The organism is Celeribacter sp., assembly GCF_048270365.1.
Lineage (GTDB): Bacteria > Pseudomonadota > Alphaproteobacteria > Rhodobacterales > Rhodobacteraceae > Celeribacter.
Genome location: NZ_JBLWTA010000008.1, coordinates 1 through 15310 on the forward strand (window position 1 = coordinate 1; position 15310 = coordinate 15310).

13 protein-coding genes and 1 tRNA gene are annotated in these 15310 nt (G+C 56.3%); 1 reads left to right on the forward strand and 13 read right to left on the reverse strand.

Annotated elements, in window-relative coordinates; translation table 11 throughout:
• Window positions 1–1038 precede the first annotated feature (1038 nt).
• From ACN0X0_RS11920 to ACN0X0_RS11975, 12 genes are all read right to left on the reverse strand, one after another.
• Window positions 1039–2223, reverse strand: coding sequence for a GIY-YIG nuclease family protein (locus ACN0X0_RS11920; protein WP_417279334.1), 1185 nt, complete (start codon window positions 2221–2223; stop codon window positions 1039–1041).
• Complete coding sequence (locus tag ACN0X0_RS11925) at window positions 2216–4267, reverse strand: DEAD/DEAH box helicase (protein ID WP_417279335.1); 2052 nt, start codon at window positions 4265–4267, stop codon at window positions 2216–2218. Before ACN0X0_RS11925 ends, ACN0X0_RS11920 begins: the two co-directional genes overlap by 8 nt.
• Window positions 4264–4737, reverse strand: a complete 474-nt coding sequence (locus tag ACN0X0_RS11930) for a hypothetical protein (protein ID WP_417279336.1) — start codon at window positions 4735–4737, stop codon at window positions 4264–4266. The genes ACN0X0_RS11925 and ACN0X0_RS11930 overlap by 4 nt, the downstream gene beginning before the upstream one ends.
• Window positions 4734–7490: a class I SAM-dependent DNA methyltransferase gene (locus ACN0X0_RS11935; protein ID WP_417279337.1), complete on the reverse strand. Its 2757-nt coding sequence runs from the start codon at window positions 7488–7490 to the stop codon at window positions 4734–4736. Before ACN0X0_RS11935 ends, ACN0X0_RS11930 begins: the two co-directional genes overlap by 4 nt.
• 74 nt (window positions 7491–7564) lie before the next feature.
• Window positions 7565–8101 (reverse strand): hypothetical protein, encoded by a 537-nt coding sequence (locus tag ACN0X0_RS11940; protein ID WP_417279338.1) that lies wholly within the window; start codon window positions 8099–8101, stop codon window positions 7565–7567.
• A complete protein-coding gene (locus tag ACN0X0_RS11945; RefSeq protein ID WP_417279339.1) occupies window positions 8023–8580 on the reverse strand; it encodes a hypothetical protein in 558 nt (185 codons plus the stop codon). Before ACN0X0_RS11945 ends, ACN0X0_RS11940 begins: the two co-directional genes overlap by 79 nt.
• On the reverse strand, window positions 8577–9050 hold the full coding sequence (locus ACN0X0_RS11950; RefSeq protein ID WP_417279340.1) for a hypothetical protein: 474 nt from the start codon (window positions 9048–9050) through the stop codon (window positions 8577–8579). The genes ACN0X0_RS11945 and ACN0X0_RS11950 overlap by 4 nt, the downstream gene beginning before the upstream one ends.
• Window positions 9043–9255 carry a helix-turn-helix transcriptional regulator gene (locus ACN0X0_RS11955; protein WP_417279341.1) on the reverse strand — a complete coding sequence of 71 codons (213 nt, stop codon included), beginning with the start codon at window positions 9253–9255 and terminating at the stop codon, window positions 9043–9045. The genes ACN0X0_RS11950 and ACN0X0_RS11955 overlap by 8 nt, the downstream gene beginning before the upstream one ends.
• Before the next feature lie 81 nt (window positions 9256–9336).
• Entirely contained in the window at window positions 9337–10257 is a 921-nt protein-coding gene (locus ACN0X0_RS11960) for a hypothetical protein (RefSeq protein WP_417279342.1), read from the reverse strand.
• 27 nt (window positions 10258–10284) lie between these two features.
• Window positions 10285–11472 (reverse strand): tyrosine-type recombinase/integrase, encoded by a 1188-nt coding sequence (locus tag ACN0X0_RS11965; RefSeq protein ID WP_417279343.1) that lies wholly within the window; start codon window positions 11470–11472, stop codon window positions 10285–10287.
• Between the two features lie 166 nt (window positions 11473–11638).
• A tRNA-Thr gene (locus tag ACN0X0_RS11970) sits at window positions 11639–11714 on the reverse strand.
• 98 nt (window positions 11715–11812) lie between these two features.
• A complete protein-coding gene (locus ACN0X0_RS11975) occupies window positions 11813–13387 on the reverse strand; it encodes an ABC transporter permease (protein ID WP_417279517.1) in 1575 nt (524 codons plus the stop codon).
• A 332-nt stretch (window positions 13388–13719) separates the two neighbouring features.
• Between ACN0X0_RS11975 and ACN0X0_RS11980 the strand changes: the two genes are divergently transcribed.
• Complete coding sequence (locus ACN0X0_RS11980) at window positions 13720–14598, forward strand: hypothetical protein (protein WP_417279344.1); 879 nt, start codon at window positions 13720–13722, stop codon at window positions 14596–14598.
• A 12-nt stretch (window positions 14599–14610) separates the two neighbouring features.
• Here the strand turns inward: ACN0X0_RS11980 and ACN0X0_RS11985 are convergent, their stop codons facing one another.
• The gene (locus ACN0X0_RS11985; RefSeq protein WP_417279345.1) at window positions 14611–15288 is read right to left on the reverse strand and encodes an eCIS core domain-containing protein; all 678 of its coding nucleotides are present in this window, start codon (window positions 15286–15288) and stop codon (window positions 14611–14613) included.
• Between the last annotated feature and the right edge of the window lie 22 nt (window positions 15289–15310).

Consider the following 15310-nt stretch of genomic DNA (forward strand, 5'->3'; position numbering starts at 1 on the left):
CTGCGCTTCAGTGAAACGTGTCTTCTTCATCGGAAGCTCCTCGTTCATCCTGCCGAGAAAATTCTACTTCCGCATCCCCCTAAGATCGGGGGGGGGATTACCGGTACACGAGCTTCGCGACGACATTGTCTGGGATGGAAAACGTAGTGAGAGGGCGTGTACCACCGCCTTTCTTCGGAATGTCGAACGCACGAGCTACCTCTGGTTTGTAAGTGCCGCGCTCGATTTTACTCCAGACAGCCGAGGAAATGACGTTTGCATTTCTCGCACAATAGTATGGATCAAAATGATCCTTTGTTCTCGTCGGCAACGAAATCGGAGGCATTGCTAATCCGGTGCGCCTCTCAATTCGTTCGCGATGCTCTTGGAATTTCATATTTTTGGCAGTCATCTTGGCAATCATACGCCGAGAAGTGCTCTTAATCTCTCTCTTAATAGCTTTCTGCAAATCCGGTTTCCTTGCTACCCTTGCGGGCGCCGACACCCTTAAAGAAATCACCGCAAATGCGTACACTCTCAAGGCGAAAGCGTTCTAGGGAGTTGATCATCACCTTTAAGAACTCAGCAATGATCCGCTACCACTTGGTGCCGACTAGACCAAACAGCCGTGATGAAGTGTTGCCACAAGACAAACGAATGAGTCAACGCAACTCTAAGGATTGAATTTCACCGCGCATTAGTCGAGGTCACATGGTACCACCAATCCGAAAACGGCAAACCGACTTACAGCCCTATAGCGACTAATTAATGACCACCGCTTCCCCCACAGAGACGAAAGACCTCCTTCGCAAAGATTCGCCCCGTTGCGCCAGTGCAACGCACTACAATTCGTCTCCGCGTGCTTCCGTATTGCTTCCATTTTTCAAAACGGAACAAATGTGAACGCGCCAATTTTTCGCAACATGTTGATTTTTTGAACCGACACGTACACCCATTCATGGCATAAGTTTATGAAAATAATTGATAATTATATTTCGATATTGCACGAACCCCCCAACAACACCCCCAAAACGCTTACTTAAAGGGGTATCGCGGCAACTAGGCCCTGACGAAGGACGCCGAGGAGGGATCATAAACATATCCCGAAATCGTGCCATCCTTGATGCGCTGGACTGCTTCTTCAATGGCAAAGAAAGGCACGAGGAACCACTCTTTCGGTTTCATAGGACGACCGAAGCGATCGGGGATCTCAATATCGAGTTGAGCACTCGCAAATACCCGATGCAACAGCGTTTCAAGCTTGCTACGATTGATATTGTAAAGCTCGTATGTTGCCACAACCTCAACTTGGGCCATTAGAAAAGTTGGTTGCAGATGCGCCCCCGCAATACGCTTGTCCACGCTATTGCTCGTCACTCCGATCTTATGAACCAACTCACGGTTTTCAGCGACCACGGGATGATCGGACAGGCTTCGCAGCACATAGATCGTCCCACTCGCCTCATCTCCATCAGCGGTTTCATCGGAAAACAACGGACCTGCATTCGGCTCGGTGATCCGCCGTCCGGCGTCGCCATCCGCGTTAAGAGCGCGCTGAAGAGAGCGCATGAGCATATTGCTCTCGGTCCCATTGTCGAAAATGACACGCAGACGGGCATCCGTTCGCCCCTGATCGGTGATCGTGACCTCACCCTTCTCGGCAACATACGCCTTTTGCCCGCCTACAATGAAGAACCGCCCCGGCTCGATTTCAGCCTTCAGCTCAAACTTGCGCGCCTCTCTCAAACCTGACTTTAGCTCTTTTTGCACCTGCTCAAACAACGGCTTGAAGGTGCCGAAATCCTCGCATTTTTCGCGCCCGGCAATTTCCTCGGCGGCTTTCTTTTCTGAACTGGATCTCACATGTTTCAATTCAGTGATGCCGCCAAATTCGACCCCCAGTTCTGCAAGAAGCGCGTCGTCGTCCAACTCAATTTCATGCGCTTCATCAGAAACATACGCGCCGTCCAATAGCCCCTGCGCGTCTATAAACGACAGGAGCTCCCTGCACTCAGAAAGCTCCCGCAAGCGATCCAGACGCGTTGCGTAAAGCCGCTCGAAAATGTCACGGCTCTCGCCGTGCTCTGGCAAACGTCCATTGGTCTCCACAAACCGCTGGATCTCTTCGAAACCGGCTATGATACGCTCCTCTCGGGGCGTGCGTGGGGCTGTCTTCTTATCCTCGACCTCGATCCCGAGTTCGGCAAGCAACGCATCGTCTTCGTCTGTGAATTCTTTAGCCACGACCAGCCTCTTGTTTCATGCGTGCGAGAAATGCGATCCCCTCGGCCATCCTTTTCTCCCATGCATCCGGGGAGGTGATGGACGGCAAGCGACCACGCTCTTTCTTAAAGCGCAACGCGCGATGTGCAAGTTCTCTCGCCTCCTCCGGCGAGAGTTTGACCTTCTTCGCCGAGATGACTTCTTTCACCTGTTTAAGGCTGTCTTCGCTCATCGTCTTTGCCAAGATCGAATATGCCTCCCCGAAAGGATTGATCTGATCGATCAAATCGATATCGAGTTCACGAACGTCCATCGCATATTTTCGAACACCATCAATAAGCGCGGTATTCGCACTCTGCGTCTCCTCGGCCTCCAGCCCTTCCAAGGTAACTTGTTTCGCCTTCTGGGTCAGGTTTAAGGCCGCAATCGCATGTTGCCGGACTGCTTCCTGATCCTCGGCATCAAGCTCGGGGAATTTTCGCCCCACGATCTTGCCCATCCGAACTTGTGTCAACTCTTCGGGCACGAGTTCTTCGTCAAACAGACCCCGCTCAATCGTGTGCCTATCCTGAACAAAGGCCGTGATGACCTCATTGAGATCCTCGGTACAGATCCGTTTTGCCTGCTCGCTTTTGGGAACCGTCAGCCCCTTGATTTCCATCTGGATCTGACCGGTGTCCGCGTCGAAACCCACATTTTCCTTGTCGGGGTTATAGCCTTCGGGGCCGTAGTCAAACCCTTCGACGGGGCCACTCGTCTTGGTCTTGGGTGTAAAGTTGAAACGCGGTGCGAGCACCTGTTCCATGAGCAAACTTGCCGCAATCGCTTTGAGCGTGTCGTTGATCGCCTCGGTCACGGCCTCCTCGCTCGCATCCGGCTCCGCGATCAGATTGGTGAACCGCGCCCTGGTTTTGCCTTTTGCGTCGCGGGTCGCGCGCCCGATGATTTGCACGATCTCCGTCAAACTCGCCCGATACCCCACCGTCAACGCATGTTCGCACCAGATCCAGTCGAATCCCTCTTTCGCCATGCCCAATGCAATAATGATATCCACATGATCGCGATCGTTCTTATGCGCGGGGTCCTTGAGCGCTGCCGCCACGCGGTCGCGCTTGGAGGGCTCATCGTCCACAAGATCCGCGATCTTCAAAATCCGCCCATCCCCGGTTTTCACCAGCTGAAACCCGGTCACCGGATCGGTCCCCTGCCAGTCGCCAAGCGCGTCGATGATATGCTCGACCTCGCGGTGTTTGTCCTTGGTGCTCTCGCGCGAATTCACGTTCGGGATATGCACGATCGTTTTCTCACTCGGATCAAGCACACTCAGAATTTCGTCCGCATAAGACCCCGTGTAGAAATAATAGCCGATGTCGAGCGTCTTGAGGTATTCATAGCCGTTGAGCTGTTCATAATAGGTGTAGGTCACCGTCTCGAACTTGCTCTCATCCTCGGGCGACAGGACAGCCTCCGCATCTCCCCTGAAATACGATCCGGTCATCGCCACGACATGCACCTTGTCTCGTGCGATCAATGCGCCGAGATGCGCGCCCAGTTTGTTGTCGGGATTGGCGGAAACGTGATGGAATTCGTCAATCGCAATCAGCCGATCGTCGAACACCTCGATTCCGAACTTGTCCACGGCGAACCGAAAGGTCGCATGAGTGCAGACCAGCACCTGATCATTGCTTTCCAGAAAACGCCCAACCGCGCCCACCTTGCCGTCATCGCCCCCCGGCGCATTGCAGAGGTTCCAACGCGGCGCCACTTGCCAGTCGGCCCAAAAGCCGAACTTGCTCAGCGGTTCGTCATTGAAACTCGACCCGATGGATTTTTCCGGCACCACGACGATGGCTTGTTTCAAGCCCTGATGTTCGAGCTTGTCCAAAGCGATAAACATCAAAGCCCGCGATTTCCCCGAGGCAGGCGGCGATTTGATCAGCAGATACTGCTCACCCCGCATCTCATAGGCGCGCTCTTGCATCTTGCGCATGCCCAGCTCGTTCGAGGTGGTCGAAGAACGGTTCTGCGCGTAGGTGACGGAAACGGAGGGAACGGATTTGGTCATCTAACAAGCCTCAACTCTTTCAGATGAAGAGACGCGATTTTCTTGGCCTCACATTGGGCCAAAAGCCGACCCCGTGCGCCAATATCACGCGCATACTGCACCTGGTATGTTATCGGCGCGAAGTCGCGGACGTCCATTCGATCCTTCTTCGAAATCGACCATGCGCGATTATACTGGATTGCAAACGGCCAGTTGTCACACACTTCGGCACAGTTGGCGCGATGTGCATGGCTAGGTGTGAAATCCCGCATGGACCCAAGAAGCCCGTTGGTCAAACCAATCCCCACAACACACCCCGCATCAGGATCGCCACATTCGCGGGTCAGATAAGTGACAACAAGTGCATTGGGTCTCGACCTTTCGAGAAAGGCTCTTCTCCGATTTTCCGATGAAAAGCCAAGACATTGATAGATCTCGACGTCGTAAGTGTAGTGGCTCGTAAGCATAACATTTTCAAAATCAAAATTCATAATCTGGCACCAACTTTCGTTGTCATTTTCGTATACATCTCGAACAGCTTCTCAAGCCGTTCCGTGTCGTTGCGAAAGCGCCGACCGATGTAGATGCGCTCTAACACCTCGTCGTTGCGCTCGTGGGCGGCGCGGAGGTTTTCGGGCATGGCGTCGGGTTTGTAGAGATCGGCGATGGTCGCGGGGAAATGCGCCTCTCGGGCCAAGAGGATGTCCTCGGCGCAGTCGGTGAGGTCCGCTTTGTTTTTCTCGGTCAGTTTGGGGACGGGAAAGGTGTTCCAGCCGAGGGTGTTGGAATAGCTGAAATCGGTCCGCATCCGGACGCAGACCGTCCCGATCCAGACCCAATGTAAGCGCGAGGCAATCAGCGCCATGTTCCAGAGCGGGGCGTCATAGAGGGCGAAATTTCGGTCGCCTATAATAGTCTGGTCATCTTCTAGACCGACAGGAAGATAGTCCCGATTTTCAGAGCTGACACGGGCCACCACTAAAGACCGCTTGATTGCGATTGATTGTATTTGACGAAAACGGTGCGGAAACTCTGCCGCCGGACGCGTCTCTGCGGCTTTGCTAGCGGCACGCATCTCTGCAACGCCCTGAATGCGACGCTGGATTTCGGCAATAGCTTCTGCCTCTTGGCGTTCGTTATCTTCGATCCACAAACAATATCGCTGTTTGCCCTGAATAAACTCTTGGGCACCCAAAAAACGCCGAACGAATTTCGAAGCCTCAGGGCTTTCAGCCAGCAAAGCCGCTTTCTCGGTAGTGTCTAGAAAGAAATTCCCACCGTCAGTGGGCTTATTTCCCCATTCCATTAAGCCACGACCATCTTTTGGTTTGGTAACCGGCTGAACAACAATATTCGGAGCGGCCACTAAATAAGCATTGATGTTCTCCACCTCTTTCATCACGGCCTCGCCCTCGGCATTCAGACTGTAGAGCCTGCGCGTTTGGTTCGACATGTTCGAAATCGCAATGATGGCCACGGTCACACCCGCATTGTGGCTGGCAAGGTTGGCCCATTTGAAGGAGGTATGGGCAAAGCTGATATGATGGCCGGTGACAAAGATCGCGGGCCAGAGGATCGGCACCTGTTGGCCCTGACAGATCGAATTGGTGGACACGAAAGCGGCGGTGCAGTCGGTGTGTTGGCCGAAATCAGCGGCCTTCATGAACCAGCCCGCCACATAGTCCAGTGACTTCCAGCTTTTGACCCGGCCGTCAAAGATCGCCTTTAGGTCTTCCTTCTGCTCCTTGCTCTGCCATGTGGAGCCAAGATAGGGCGGGTTGCCGCAGATATAGGTCTCGCCGCCCTCGTTCTTGAAATCGATCTGGGCCTTTTCCAGCGGGGACATGAACAGGTCTTCGCCCCGCATTTCGACCTTTTGGCTTGTCGGCGGGCAGACGGTCAGCCAATCGAGGCGAAGGGCATTGCCTTGGGTGATCCAGTTCTCCGCATCCAGCGGCAGGAAGGCGGCCAGCGCGTCCTTGTGCCCGCGATAGGTCACGTCGCATTGGTATTCCGCGATGATCAGCGCAAGTCGGGCGATCTCGGCGGGGAAATCGCGCAGCTCGATGCCGCGAAAATTGGTCAGCGGAATGTCCGAACGCCGATCCGGTTCGCCGCAATAGGCGTTGATCTTGGCCTCGATGGCACGCATTTCCTTATAAGCGATGACAAGGAAGTTGCCCGAGCCGCAAGCCGGATCAAAGACGCGGATTTTCGAGAGGCGTTTGCGCAGATTGTCGAGCTTGCGTTTGTTGTCGCCTGCCGCCGTAAGCTGGGCGTTCAGGTCATCGAGGAAGAGCGGGTTCAGCACTTTGAGGATATTGGGCACGGAGGTGTAATGCATTCCCAGAGCGCCGCGTTCCTCGTCATCGGCGACGGCCTGAATCATCGAGCCGAAGATATCGGGGTTGATCTTGGTCCAGTCGAGCGAGCCGATGTGCAAAAGGTAAGAGCGCGCGATTTTGGAGAATCTGGGCACATCCGTGCTGCCGGAAAACAGCCCGCCGTTCACATAGGGAAACACATTGGCCCAGTTGCGCAGCTTGGCCGCGTCGCGTTTGTCGACCGGCGTGTTCATGGCGCGGAACAGTTCTGAGATGACCTCATGCGTGTTCGAGCTGTCCTTGTCGGACATCTGCGTGACGGTGGCGGTAAAAAGATCGTCGCCATTGAGGATCGAGGTGTCTTCCGCGAAGAACAGAAAGATCAGCCGGGCCATGAAGTGGTTCATATCATGGCGGCGCGCGGAGGTGCCCCAGTCCGGGTTGTCTTTCAGGAGTTGGATATAGAGGCGGTTGAGGCGGCCCGTGGCCTTGATGTCGAACGCGCTCTCACGGATTTGTTTGACGGTGGAGATGCCCGCGAGCGGCAGGAAAAAGCCGAAATGATCGGGAAATTTAGGATAGTCGCTGACGATGGTCTCGCCGGACGTGAGGTCTTCGGCTTCGAGGGTTGCCCCATCGGTTGCGAGGATGAACTTTGCTTTACCCTTGGCGGTGGCGGTGCTGTCACGGAGCGCGGACAGCGTGTCGGCAACCTCCCCCGGCGCGCAGGTTTTGATATGGATATTGTTGGTTTGGAGGACGCCGCCGAGATCGGACTTGTTGGACGCACCCGATCTCAGGCGTTTGAGCGTGGTTTCCTTGTTCCCGAAGGCCAGTAGGAAGGCAAAGGGAAACTCGGCGGCATCAAAGGGGTGTTCGGCGAGGGCGGAAATGGCCTCTTCGATCTCAACAGCGTTCATGCGCGCCTCAAATTGCGTGGGTCTTTGGAGAGTTATGGCATGAGTGCGCGATCGAAAGGAAGGGGCGAGACGGTCTATTCGCCCCGGATCAACTCCCCCTGCCGCTCTTCATCGACGGGGCAATAGCTTCCGACCGTGGTCACGACGCTTTCGTGGCCGAGGTTCTGGGAAAAAGCTTTGAAGGCCTCGCGGGAGCTATAGTGTTTGTCCGCCCAACGCGTCAGTGTCGATCGCAGGGAGTGTGGCGCGAAAGCCGCAAACCCGGCGGAAGTGAAGGCGGATTTGACCACCTCGCGGATTTTGGAAGCGTTCGAATAAAAGTCACGGGACAGCCCCGACACCTGAAATCCGTTTTCGCCAACCGCAATCTCGGGCTTTGGAAAAACCGGATCATCATGCCCGAAGAGCAACTCGTTCTGGAGGTAGCTGACCCATTCAATGAAACACACCTCATAGGCGGGATCGACCGGGAGAAAGTAGCTCGTGATCGTTTTGGCCGCCTTCGTCTGCATCAGGCGCGCGTCCTGATAGATCAATGCCTCATCGAGATCGACGCAGGACAAGGGCAGAGAAGCCGCCGCGCCGTCACGGATCCGGCGAGCATGAAACACGCGAAGAGGGCCTTGTCCCGCCTCTGGATGAGTGTCGCGCTCGGCATTAGATCGAAGGCACGTTTACATTGCTGTAGCGATGCAACCTGCTTGCGCTTGGGCGTATGTGCGATCCGACGCTCGGCACGGCTCAGATTGAAATATTCAGCATCCGTATGGCTAATCCGGCTTTTGTAGCCGTGCTGCTGAGACAGCCAGACGAAGTAGGTCTTGAGCATCCGCACCTGACCGTCCATCGTGCTCGCGGTCAAAGGCTTTCCCGTCCGCGCGTTGGTGGCCGTTTGCAACTGGGTACGGAACTTCGTCGCCTGGTCGATATGGAACTTCTTGAAGCTTTTGTGGCCGGTCGTCTTTTCGAACCATGCGATCGCGTCTGCGTGCTTCTGGATGGTCTTCTCGTCACGTCCGAGCGGGCCTTGGAGATAGGCAAAGAATTTGCGTTTGATGCGTTCGTTTTCCGGGTTCTGCTTCTGTATCACGTCGTGCGCCCCTGAAGTGGGAATTGGAGTATCGTCTCTTCGGTTCCTTTAGTGCTCTCGGCGGTTAGCAATGGGCCGGACGCATTTTTCAGGAAATCGGTGAGCTGAGCCGCACTGACAAAGCGAGAGCTGAGGGTCTCGCATCGCGCGCAAAGCCCTTGAACCGCGAGCCGGTTGCCATATTTTTTGACCTCGATCTCGCCGCCCCGCGCGAAAGTTGGCGACTTGCAACAGGTGCAATAGAGCTGTCCAGTTGCGAGACGTGTCCGGCGTTTTTCCTGACGTTGATCGAGAAAGGTCTTCAATGTCTCACCGGCGATCAATGTCGGCCTCTGCCCATCGAGAGGCACCAACCCGGCCTTGATCCAGTTGCGGATTGTCCAGTGGGTGACCCCGCAGGCTCTTGCCGCCTCAACGACATCATAGCTCCGGTTAGCCCGGATGTGTGTTGTTCTGATCCGCTTAACCATCGTCCCGCGCCTCTGCCTCGAAGAGCGCACGAATATCCTCGACGCGCCACACAGTCGTGCGGGGCCCAAGCTTCTGGGGCTGGGGAAAACGCCCGTCTTTAACGCCTTGCCACCATGTCGATTTAGAGACCGGGATCGGGCCTTTCGGCGCGAGGATATGAGAAAGACGGACGAAACCGGTTTTAGGGAAGTCTAGATTGTCCAACTGGATACTCCTGAAGTTTTTAACGTTCAGCTACATCCTCTCCAGTTCCGCCCCCCTTGTGCGGGAAGGCCAACTTTCCCGTTAGTCCTTATCCTCCCAGTAGTCGAAATCGACCAATTCCGCCGCCGTTTTCAACCACTTGCGTATGGTTTTCTCATCCATGCTCAAACCTACGCGGTCCATGTCATCCTTGATATTACGGGAAACTCCGCTCCGCTTCGCATCGGGCACGTAGCCATATTGCTCACATGCCATCGCCGCGATCAATTTCAACAAAATCTCACGTTCTTGCCCTATGAGAGGTTTCGATCGATCATCTTCGGCCTTCACTCTTGTTTTTGGCACAACGCGGTTTTCAAGCGCTCGATAGAACTCGGGGTGAACGGGGATCTGCATTTCATCGATCCATTTCTTGACTTGCGCAATCGGCGCCGGCACGTACCCCAAGCCAGTATGGTTGAAATAGCGAGAGAATATCTCCCGCTGTTCAAGAAGACGCTCATCCGCAGCCCAAAGACTTTTCCTTTCCCGCGCGGCGCGCATGCGTATTTCGAAGTATTTCTCCGAGACATTTCTGGGGTCTGCTCCGAGAGACAGGGCCGTTACTTCATACAAACTCAGCTTTGGCATGGCACTCCAGTAGGCAAAGTCCGCCGCCAACTCCGGATGCCCGAAACCAAACTGGATCGGAGCAGGCTTCGCCCTCAGAAGCAAGGCGATCCGGTCGCGCTCCAGTTGTAGCCATTCTTTTTGAGAATTCTCTCTCGGATTTGAAATTTCGATCTGGATCTTGGAAAGATCGTCATCGCTCATTGCCTTGAACGCTACTCTGACGACATCCAGCAAGGACGCGAGTTTTTCTTCGAAGCTCAGAACAAAATCGAGGTTGTTTGCGCCATATTGATGGTAAAGTTCGGGGCGTTTCCAATCGTAATACGCTCCGAATTTGACACGCATGGCCGCTTCGATAATTCGGGAACGCTCTTCGGAATCTAAGGACATGCTTGGACCTCTCTAGTTTTGAGCGACCTATACTGTCTTGAGAGCGTCCAGATATCCAGCCCACCAATCCGCAAGCTTTACCCTCTCATCCCAATAGAGACCTCGATTGTAGGCCCTGCGCACCTCATTTCGTTCTACGTGTGCCAGCGCTGCTTCGATGGCATCGGGGTTCCACAGACCACTTTCATTGGCCAACGTTGAAAAACTCGCCCTGAACCCGTGTGCCGTCATTTCATCGCCGGAATATCCCATCCGCCTCAACGCAGCATTAAGTGTGTTCTCGGACATTGGACGGTGCCACGATCTAAGAGACGGGAACAGGAATTCGCCATTTCCTGTAATCATCCGCAACTCGTCCAAAAGGGCAATCGCCTGTGCAGGTAATGGAACGTTGTGATCACGACGCATTTTCATTTTGCTCGCAGGGAGTGACCAGATCTTTTCTTGAAAGTCGAATTCTTCCCATTTCGCGTGACGGATCTCTCCGGGACGTTGTGCTGTTATCGCGAGAAGCTTAAGAGCTATCCGTGTTGTAGCTTGCCCTTCAAAAGCCTCGATTGATTGCAACAGACTGCCCAGCGCATCACGATCGGTGATCGCCGCACGATGTTTGCGATTGGGGCGAATAAGTGCATCTTTGAGCGCGTGTGTCGGGTCGGTTTCGGCGAGTCCGCTCGCGACCGCAAAGCGGAATACTGACCCAATACGAGCGCGAAGGCGGTGCGCGGTCTCGTAGTTACCTTTCGCCTCTTGTTTGCGCAGCGCTCGCAGGATCATTTGCGCGGAGATCTCTGTGATTGGTTTGCGCCCGAATTCCGCATCCGCCAGTTTCAAGTGATAAGCGGTCTTGTCCAAAGTGGCTTTGGATTTTCCTTCCTTCTTCTGCTTTTCGAGAAAGGCTTCCCCGATCTTCTGGAAGGTATGCCCTTGAGCCTCACGCTTGGCCCGCTTCGCTTCCTGCTTTGCCTCGCTCGGGTCAATGTCTTGCGCAAGAAGGGCGCGGGCCTCGTCTTTTAGCTTTCGAGCCTGTGCCAAGGAAACAGCGGGATAAGCGCCGAGGGACAAAAGGCGTTCCCGGCCAAAATAGCGATACTTCATTTGCCAAAGCTTCGAACCGTTTGGCTTAACCAGCACATACAAGCCCTCGAAATCGGAGATTTTATACTGCTTTTCTTTTGGCTTCAGATTCCGAATTTGAACATCACTTAGCGGCATCTTGGGGGTATCACCTTTTCGCAGTTTTCGCGGCACCCCCAAAACACCCCCAATTCTGGGGGTATTTCGTCGGACGGCAGAAAACACCACCGGACAAAAGAGATCCACAAAAACCCTTATAACATAAGGGTTATCGGACGTCTTCGGATTTTACGGGATGGTGAAATGGTGCCCCCACACGGACTCGAACCGCGGACCTACTGATTACAAATCAGTTGCTCTACCAGCTGAGCTATAGGGGCACTCGGGCGTCGTTTACGCGGTGACGTACTTGTGCGCAAGAGGTTTGTCGTAGTGGGCCGTCAAATCCGGAAAGCCTTCGGCAGCGAGGTGCTGAGACTTAACTCAGGTCTGCCGCATTCTCGGAACGGGCCATGAGGACCACGGCCAGGAGGCCGACGCCAATCACCAGAAGCGCCGCAGGAGAGGCCTGTTCGAGCTGTTCGAGCGAGGCCTTGTCATAGACCCGCGTCGCCAGCGTGTTGTAGTTGAAGGGCCGCAAGAGCAGGGTTGCGGGGAGTTCCTTCACGCAGTCGACGAAGACCAGCAAAAGCGCCGTGCCGACGGAGCCGCGGATCAGAGGGACATAGATCCGGCGCAGTGTGCCGCCCAAGCTTTGCCCCAAGGAGCGTGCCGCCATGGGCAGCGACGGCGAGACGCGGCCCAAAGCAGCATCGGTCGCGCCTTGGGCGATGGCGAAGAACCGCACGACATAGGCCAGGATGATGGCGAAGGCAGAGCCGGTGAGCAAAAGGCCCGGATCGGTGCCGGTCAGCGCCGCGATGGCATCGGCCAGAACATGGTCGAGACCGGCCAGAGGAAACAGGATGCCGAGACCCAAAACGGCGCCCGGCGCAGCATAGCCCAAGGTGGTGAAGGGCAGGATCAGACGTGGCAGTTTGCGGCCTGTGAGACGCACGCCGTAGACCATGAAGAGTGCTGCCAGAACCGTGACAATCGCCGCTATACCGGCCACAGTCAGCGTGTTTTTCAAGGCTATGATCAGACCGGGAACGGCCCATTGCTCCGGCTCGCCCAAGGCGTGATACGAGATCACCGAGACCGGCAAGACAAAGCCCACGAGGAAGGGCACCGCGCATAAAGCAAGCGCCAAAAGCCCTTGCCAGCCGCTGAGGCGAATGGGCGCGATCGGGCGGGTTTGGCGCGCGCTCTGGTGGAACCGGGCGCGGCCGCGCGAGGCTTTTTCGAAGGCCACCAAGAGGAGCACCACGACCAGAACGACGGAGGCGATCTGGGCCGCGCCGCCAGCGTTGCCGCCTTCGAGCCAGGTGGAGAAAATGCCGGTGGTGAGGGTCTGGACCGCGAAATAGGACACGGTGCCGTAATCCGAGACGGCTTCCATCATCACAATCGCCGTGCCCGCCGCAATCGCAGGGCGCGCGAGCGGCAGGCCGACGCGCCAAAACCGCTCGAAAGGTCCGGCGCCCAGCGCGCGGGCGGTCTCATAGACAGAGCCGGATTGCTCGCGAAAGGCGGCGCGGGTCAACAGAAAGACATAGGGCGTGAGCGCGGCGGCCAGAACGACGATGGCGGAGCCGAGAGAGCGGATTTCCGGGAACCAATAGTCACGCGCGCTCTGCCAGCCGAAAACCTGCCGCAAGCCGCCCTGCACCGGTCCGGCATATTCCAGAAAATCGACCAAAGCATAGGCGCCGACATAGGCCGGGATCGCCAAGGGCAAAAGCAACAGCCACTCCAGCGCCTTCGACAAGGGAAAGCGATACATGGTCACCAGCCAGGCCGAGCCGGTGCCGACACAGGCCGCCAGCCCCGCAACGCCAAAGGCCAGAAACGCGGTGGTTTTCATGTAGCGTGGCAAGGTGGTGGCCATGAGATGCGGCCAGATGTTTTCGCTTGGGTGAAAGGCGATCCAGACCACGGCGATCAGTGGCATCAACACCAGACCCGCGATCACAAAGGCCCCCGCCGACCAGGGCGACAGACGCGACACGCGGGCCAAACCGCCATGACGGCGCGCGGCACTTGAGCCGCCAGAGGCCTCGCAGGCCGGTGTCTGAGAGATTTGGTCGGTCATTCATCCGACATAGAGGCTTTTGCAAGTGAGGTGAAGAGAAACCCGCGCGATCAAAGCAGGCTTGCCCAGCCGTCAAAAGCACATATGGTAAATCCCCCCTTAACCTTCTTGTCTCACAGAGGCATAAGTGGGGCATCAAGAGACAAGAAGACCGCTGCCAGACCGTCGCCAGGCCAGAGAAAGACCCGACCATGATCATCTCAATGCATATCGGCGCCCATTGCACCAATGGCGCGCAGCTCATGCGCGGGCTTTTGAAAAATAAGGCCGTGCTGGCCGAACAAGGCGTCGCGGTGCCGCCCCTCGCTTATTATCGCGATATGCTGCCGCAGATCATGAAAAAGGTGAAAAGCGAACGCGCCAGCCCCGAGACGCAGGAAATGCTGCTCGATCATATGCTCGACATCGACGACTGCGCGCGCATGGTCTTGAGCTACGAAGACGTGATCTGCATGCATCCCTTCATCTTCGAGAAGGGCGGGTTTTACGAGAAGGCGAATTTCAAACTGCCGTGGCTGCGCAATGTCTTTGCCGATCACGAGATGGAATTCTTCATCGGCATCCGCAACCCGGCGACCTTTGTGCCGGAGGCCTTTTCTTTTTGCGGGCCGAGCGTGAGTTTCGAGGGGTTTCTCCATGGGGTCGACGTTGAGGCGCTGCGCTGGTCTGAGCTTTTGCTGCGCATCCGCACGGTCTGCCCCGACGCGCGTCTCACCTGTTTCGCCTATGAAGACACGCCGCTGACCTGGTCGCAGGTGATGCGTGACATGACCGGGGCAGGCCCGATGGTGCCGATGTCCGGCGGGCTCGACATTTTGGCGACGATCATGAAACGCGAGGGCATGAAGCGGCTGCGCACCTATCTGCACACCCACCGCCCCCAGACCGAAGAACAGCGCCGCCGCATTCTACAGGCGTTTCTCGATAAATATGTCGACGAAGACGCGTTGGAAGAAGAGATTGACCTGCCCGGCTGGGACGACGCCTTGGTCGAGCGGTTGACCGAGGCCTATGAAGAGGACTTGGAAAAGATCGAAGAGATGGAGGGCGTGCGGTTTATCGCGCCGTGAGGACGAGAGCCCTCACTCCAAAGCCCCCGCAATCAACCCCTCGATCCCGCTCACCGGATGCGCCTTGGCCCATTGCGCCACGCGGCAACCGGCCTGCGCATAGGCGCTGGCGTTGCGGGCGGCTTCGGAATGGCGCCAGTCGTGGGCCTGCATCGGCAAATCCCCCGCCCCCGGATCGCAGGTGTCAGGATTGAGATCGAACCGCGGATCGCGCGACACATAGGTCGCAATGCCCTCATCGAGCCAGGCCGGGAAGTGCCGCTGGGCGCTGAGCCCGATCTGTCGGTGCAGCGCCACATGGGTCAGTTCATGGGCAATGATCTCCGTGTCATGGCCCCGCGGCGTCAGATAAAATAGGTGATTGCCATAGGTCATCGCCCGCGCCGTCATGCCGCCCATGACATTGTTGCAGGTCGCGGTGTAGCAAATCAGAATGCGCGGACGCTCCTGCGGCCCGAACACGGCCTCGACGCGTTCTTCGGCCAAGGCCAGTCGGCGCAGCATCTCTTTCGAGGTGGTCGGGCCCCGCAGTTCGGAATAGACCTGCGGCGCCACTTTTTTAAACCCGAAACAGCCGGGGCAGACGCCCGCCAGAACCGGCGACAGCCCCAAAAGCATCAACCCAAGTCCAAAGCCCAAAGCGAGCGCCAGGACAGATACGGCAAGGCGATGACGGGTGCGACGGCTCATCCGGCAAGCTCAGAACAGGCGC

Bases quoted from the DNA above. Each gene is read 5' to 3' on its own strand.
- ACN0X0_RS11935 (WP_417279337.1), bottom strand. From the start codon at position 7,490: ATGAACGCTGTTGAGATCGAAGAGGCCATTTCCGCCCTCGCCGAACAC.
- ACN0X0_RS11975 (WP_417279517.1), bottom strand. From the start codon at position 13,387: ATGCCACTGATCGCCGTGGTCTGGATCGCCTTTCACCCAAGCGAAAAC.
- ACN0X0_RS11925 (WP_417279335.1), bottom strand. From the start codon at position 4,267: ATGACCAAATCCGTTCCCTCCGTTTCCGTCACCTACGCGCAGAACCGT.
- ACN0X0_RS11985 (WP_417279345.1), bottom strand. From the start codon at position 15,288: ATGAGCCGTCGCACCCGTCATCGCCTTGCCGTATCTGTCCTGGCGCTC.
- ACN0X0_RS11980 (WP_417279344.1), top strand. From the start codon at position 13,720: ATGATCATCTCAATGCATATCGGCGCCCATTGCACCAATGGCGCGCAG.
- ACN0X0_RS11960 (WP_417279342.1), bottom strand. From the start codon at position 10,257: ATGTCCTTAGATTCCGAAGAGCGTTCCCGAATTATCGAAGCGGCCATG.
- ACN0X0_RS11930 (WP_417279336.1), bottom strand. From the start codon at position 4,737: ATGAATTTTGATTTTGAAAATGTTATGCTTACGAGCCACTACACTTAC.
- ACN0X0_RS11950 (WP_417279340.1), bottom strand. From the start codon at position 9,050: ATGGTTAAGCGGATCAGAACAACACACATCCGGGCTAACCGGAGCTAT.
- ACN0X0_RS11965 (WP_417279343.1), bottom strand. From the start codon at position 11,472: ATGCCGCTAAGTGATGTTCAAATTCGGAATCTGAAGCCAAAAGAAAAG.